Here is a 4,712-nt window from a genome sequence, read left to right as displayed (position 1 = left end):
TGCGGATGATCCTGATCAACATCGCCAGACGCATGGCGGCCAGCACCATGTAGCGCCGGCCGGGTGCGGAAAACAACGGGTGGGTCAGCTCACCGGCAAAGAAGTCCAGGGAAATGAATCCAAACAGCTTGCCGTTGAAACCCTTGCCCCACATATCGGGAAGGTTGGTGGTGGCATTGACGAAATGCCCACCCTCCAGGGTGCCGGCCTTGTCCAGGCGGTTGTTGTTGCGGTCCAGCCATTCACCGTGGGGCTCGGTCTTGTTGATTGCCTCCTCTTCTTCGCGAAACCCCCAATAGAACGGAATCACCACGCTTCGCGTGTCCGCGCCATTGGCCGCGGCACTGAACTTGCGCCGGTAATACACCGCATCCGGGTTGGTCGCCTTGCCATCGTCGTCCTCAGGCAGGCTGTAGCTGGCCGGCCGGAGAAAACCTGGGCTGCTCACCCCGTTGGGCAGCACCGAGGGCATGTCCAGGCGTTCATTCAGGCCCTGACACAAGCCGCGCTCGATGCGCTCGTAGCAACCGGCCAGGTCGTTGACCCCATGCACGACGATGGTCACGCAGGGCTTGGGCGGGGTCGCGATCAGGTGCACGTCACCACCGCCCGGCATGGTGATTGCCTGGCCTGTGCAAATGGTCCTCATCCGAACGGCGTCATTCATTGTGCATTTGCTCCTTGATGACCTGAAAGACAACCTTTCACGTCGTCCAGCCGGGTCACGTCCAATCCATTCAGGGACGAGGCTTGCGCAGCAGGGCTGAATGGTTTGGCCTGACAACACGGGTGCCAGACCTGACCTTCTACTGATGCGGCGCAAAAAAAACCGGCGTCAGACCATAACAAAAGCACCAGGGAATAAATCTAGGAACTGTCTCAAAAGCGTTCTGAGCGCAGCGCGGCCCACTGTCACAGGTGCCGCCCGAGGCAAGAAAATGTGCCCAGCGAAAGGGTCTTGCCGGGGTTTGCTTCGGCCGTGCTGGCCTACAACGTTTTTCCGTGCCTAAGCACAGTGATCCCGCACCAAACATTTGCCGGGAGAAGACCGCTGTTACTCCCGCTCGCCAACCGGATACAGCCCGCTATCAACGCCCCCCTGCGCTTCCTCCATGACCCATTCCACAAACGCCCTGACCGTGTCGCGCTGCAGGGCCTGTGGTTGTGTCACCACGTAATAGGCGAAGCGCGCCGGCCAGGGTTTGTCCAGCACCTGCACCAGCCGGCCGGCGGCAATTTCCTCCTGGGCATACTGCAAAGGCACCAAAGCTAGCCCCTGGCCGGCTTCGGCGGCACGAATCAACAGGAAATCGTCTTCAAACGCTGTCCCCCGTTCGGCACGGGGGTCCTGTGCCACACCGTGGGCCGCGAGCCACAGCGACCAATCCGCACGGTCGCTATCGTGCAGCAGCGGATAGCAGAGGCAATCCTCGGGCTCCCGCAGTTCAATCCCCTTAGCCAACCAGTCAGGGCTGGCCACCGGCACCAGAACCGGGGCCATCAAGGGCATGACGTGCAGACCGGGATAGTCCCCGAGCCCGTGGCGCAGGGCCACATCCACATGATCCCGCCGCATGTCCACCACCGCGGAAGTGGCTTCCACCCGCACCTCGATATCCGGATGGCGCTGATTGAAACGGCCCAGGCGCGGCACCAGCCAGGAAGCCGCAAAGGTCGCCACGGTACTCACCGTCAGGGTCTGCCGTGCCTTGATCACCTCCAGGGTCTGCAGCGCCACCTGCATCTGCTCGAAAGCCTGGAGCAACAACGGATGCACCCTGGCCCCGGCTTCGGTCAGGCGTAAGCCGCTCCTGTGCCGGGTGAACAGTGCCAGACCGATGCGGTCCTCCAGCAACCGGATCTGCTGGCTGACAGCGCCGGAGGTAACGCTCAACGCTTGCGCGGCGGACTTGATGCTACCCCGCTGCCCCACCTCGACGAAGGTGCGCAGCGCCAGCAGTGGTAGTGATCGGATCATTGAGTTTAGTTTTCCTAAATTTACCAACGATAAATCATCGTTTTGTCTTCTATAAGTTGGAAGCGATGATACAAAAAGTTTAGCAATACTAAATACATTCAGCCTCTGTCCATCGACCAGGATATCCGTATGACCTCCCCCCGCTGGCGGCTCTGCCTCATATTGCTCTGCACGACCCAGTTCGTGGCCTTGCTCGACTTCTCCATCACCATGATCCCCTTACCGCAGATTCAGCAGAGCCTGGGCTTCACTCCCGGCGCCTTGCAGTGGGTGATCAACGCCTACGGTGTAGCCATTGCCGGTTTTCTGTTGCTGGGTGGCCGCGCCGCCGATCTGTTCGGACGTCGCCGGGTCTTTCTGCTCGGCCTGGCGATCTTTACCCTCGGCTCCTTACTCGGCGGTTTCTCGCAAAGCCCGGCGATGCTGATCAGCACCCGTGCCATGCAGGGATTTGGCGCAGCGCTTTTTTCACCGGCGGCGTTTTCCCTGCTGCTGGCGCTGTTTCCCGATCAGGCCCGGCGTAACCGGGCCCTCGGCGCCTGGACGGCGGTGGCCGCCAGTGGTTTTGTCGGCGGTCTGATTCTCGGCGGCCTGATCACCGACCTGCTGGGTTGGCGCTGGGTACTGTGGATCAACGTGCCGGTCGGCATGCTGGTGATTGCCCTCGCTACCCACCTGCCGGTCGGCCAACGGGATACCACCACCGAAACCCCACGCTTGGATATCGGCGGCGCGATGCTGGTGGCCGCCGGTGCCGCGACCCTGGTCTTCGCCTTTGCCAACAGTGAGCACGTCGGCCTCGCCTCGCCCACGACCTACGGCTTGATCGCCATGGCCATGGTCCTGCTTGCAGCATTCGTCTGGGTGGAAAAGCAGGTCGCGGCCCCCTTGATGCCGATTGCGGTTTTTTCGCACCCCATGACCGGCGGCGCCAATCTGGTCTCACTGCTGGCCAATACCGCCCTGGGGCCGACCTTTGTCGTGGCGGCCTTGTATATGCAGGAAATCCTCGATTTCAGCGCCACCCAGGCAGGCTTGGGACTGCTGCCGATGGCAATCGCCTTCACCCTGTGCAGTGCCTGGGCCGGCCCCGCGCTGATCGCCAGGCTGGGCACCAAACCAGTGATTCTCGGCGGCATGCTGCTGTTCATTAGCGGGCTGTCGCTGCTGGGAGTATCGCTGCAGGTGGATGCATCCTGGGCCTCCTCGCTGCTGCCCGGCACGCTGCTGGCGGGGATCGGCTACGGCATTGCGTTTCCGGCCTGGACCGTCGCCGGCATCGAGCAGGTCGCCGCTGCCGACCATGGTTTGGCCGGAGGCATGCTCACCACCACCCAGGAAGTCGGCTCCGCGGTCGGTCTGGCGTTGGGGGTTGCAGTGAGCATCGCCGTGCTGGCCGGTGGTGGCAGTGCAGTACAGGGTTTCAGCGCGGCGATTCTGGTTTCCGCCTGCTTGGTAGCGCTCGGCGCACTGTGCGCGGCGTTGATCCTGCCGGGCAAGACCAGCGCACTGGAGATGGCAGGATGAGCGCCTTTGATCTGCGTGGCGCCTCGGCGCCGGCCTTCGCCAGCCACCCGGGCTACCGGCGCATGTTCGCTCCCGGCGAACTGACCCTGGGCCTATTTCTGCCGCTGCGTTTCTATGAGGGAGACATGGCCGTTCTAACCGGTCAGGCGGAGCACATAAAGGAGATCGAGCGCCTTGGATTTGCAGCGGTCTGGGTGCGGGACATCCCACTGTTCGACCCCGAGTTTGGCGATGCCGGCCAGGTGTTCGAGCCTTTCACTTACCTGGCATTTCTCGCGGCCCAGACCCAGCACATTGCCCTGGCCACCGGCAGCACGATTTTCTCCCTGCGTCATCCGATCGACCTGGCCAAGGCAGCCACCAGCCTGGACCAGCTCTCGGGTGGGCGGCTGATCCTGGGTATCGCCTCTGGCGACCGGCCTATGGAGTTTCCGGCCTACGGCCTGGAAATCGGCGAACGGGGGGAGCGCTTCGCCCAGGCCGTGAAGTACTTTCGCCAACTGATACAGAGCAAGACCCCCGCTATCCAATCGCCCCTGGGGCGCATTGTCGACGCCGACCTGCTACCCAAGCCCGTGTCAGGGGCGATTCCGCTGATGGTGACCGGTGCCAGCGGCCAGTCCCTGAACTGGATCGGTGAACAGGCGGACGGCTGGCTGACCTATCCCGGCCCGACCCACACCCGCGAAGGCCCGCGACGCCTGGCAGAAAAGCTCCGGGCCTGGCGCCAACTGATCCCCGACGCAGGCTTTCGTCCTCACATGACCAATGAGTGGCTCGACCTGGTGGATGACCCCGACCATCCCCCCACACCAGTGCAAGGTGGCTACGTGCTACGCACCGGGCGCAAGGGCCTGATCGACCTGCTGGAACAATGGCGAGAGGCTGGCGTCAACCATGCGGCCCTGGGCATCCAGTTCTCCCAGCGGCCCGTGGCGGAAGTCATCGCGGAACTGGCGGCAGAGGTGCTGGGGCATTTTCCTACCCATGGAGGGCCTTCTCTGCAACTGCGATGGTGAGGAGAACCGGCCTGACGCCGCTGACAAGGGTTCCTCGCACGCTGTTGCTGGCTGGAACTGTCTGATCAGCAGAGAACCTCCGACGGCACTTATGGTGGGGCGCCGCTGGCTGGATTAAAGACGCGCAGGCGTTTTTCTGGCCATGCACAGCCTGAAAAACAGAGCGGACATGTACTCCACCCACGCCC

At 62.8% G+C, this 4,712-nt stretch carries 4 protein-coding genes; 2 read left to right on the top strand and 2 right to left on the bottom strand.

What is annotated here, in order from left to right; all coding sequences use genetic code 11:
* Positions 1 to 667, bottom strand: a 667-nt coding sequence (locus GV819_RS32420; protein ID WP_434738453.1) for a T6SS effector phospholipase Tle3 domain-containing protein, incomplete at its 3' end; no start/stop codon positions are given.
* Between the two features lie 387 nt (positions 668 to 1,054).
* On the bottom strand, positions 1,055 to 1,978 hold the full coding sequence (locus GV819_RS32415) for a LysR substrate-binding domain-containing protein (RefSeq protein WP_161760097.1): 924 nt from the start codon (positions 1,976 to 1,978) through the stop codon (positions 1,055 to 1,057).
* A gap of 129 nt (positions 1,979 to 2,107) precedes the next feature.
* On the opposite strand from GV819_RS32415, the gene GV819_RS32410 reads away from it, so the two are divergent.
* Positions 2,108 to 3,505, top strand: coding sequence for an MFS transporter (locus GV819_RS32410; protein ID WP_161760096.1), 1,398 nt, complete (start codon positions 2,108 to 2,110; stop codon positions 3,503 to 3,505).
* On the top strand, positions 3,502 to 4,524 hold the full coding sequence (locus tag GV819_RS32405; protein WP_161760095.1) for an LLM class oxidoreductase: 1,023 nt from the start codon (positions 3,502 to 3,504) through the stop codon (positions 4,522 to 4,524). Before GV819_RS32410 ends, GV819_RS32405 begins: the two co-directional genes overlap by 4 nt.
* The last annotated feature ends 188 nt before the right edge of the window (positions 4,525 to 4,712 follow it).

Origin of the sequence: Pseudomonas sp. Fl5BN2 (genome assembly GCF_009908205.1) — a bacterium.
GTDB lineage: Bacteria > Pseudomonadota > Gammaproteobacteria > Pseudomonadales > Pseudomonadaceae > Aquipseudomonas.
The sequence above is the reverse complement of the archived record's forward strand: the minus strand, read 5'-3'. Positions and strand labels throughout refer to the sequence as shown.

Coding starts and splice junctions, on each gene's coding strand:
- GV819_RS32415 (WP_161760097.1), bottom strand. CDS start 1,978: ATGATCCGATCACTACCACTGCTGGCGCTGCGCACCTTCGTCGAGGTG.
- GV819_RS32410 (WP_161760096.1), top strand. CDS start 2,108: ATGACCTCCCCCCGCTGGCGGCTCTGCCTCATATTGCTCTGCACGACC.
- GV819_RS32405 (WP_161760095.1), top strand. CDS start 3,502: ATGAGCGCCTTTGATCTGCGTGGCGCCTCGGCGCCGGCCTTCGCCAGC.